Genomic DNA, 374 nt, shown 5'->3' on the forward strand with positions numbered 1-374 from the left:
CGCGGGGAGCTGGAGACGGTGCTGGCGCAGCTGTGGGCGGAGCTGCTGGGTCTGGAGCGGGTCGGTCGGCATGACCACTTCTTCGAGCTGGGCGGTCATTCACTGCTGGCCGTGCAACTGATGGAGCGGCTGCGGCAGCGCTCGCTGGGAGTAGAGGTGCGCACGCTGTTCGCGCGGCCGGTGCTGGCCGATCTGGCGGCCAGCCTGGGGCGCCATCAGGAGGTCGCGGTCCCCGCCAACCTGATTGCCGCGCACAGTACGGCGATCACCCCCGGGATGCTGCCGCTCATCGGGCTGAGCCAGGCGGAGATCGACCGGGTGGTGGCCACGGTGCCCGGAGGGCTGGCCAACATCCAGGACATCTATGCCCTCTC

1 protein-coding gene is annotated in these 374 nt (G+C 70.1%); it reads left to right on the forward strand.

Features of this window, described 5'->3' with window-relative positions; genetic code table 11:
* Positions 1-374, forward strand: a 374-nt coding sequence (locus tag VSR82_RS40145) for a phosphopantetheine-binding protein (RefSeq protein WP_498858943.1), incomplete at both ends; no start/stop codon positions are given.

Source organism: Burkholderia sp. JPY481 (assembly GCF_038900515.1).
Lineage (GTDB): Bacteria > Pseudomonadota > Gammaproteobacteria > Burkholderiales > Burkholderiaceae > Paraburkholderia > Paraburkholderia youngii.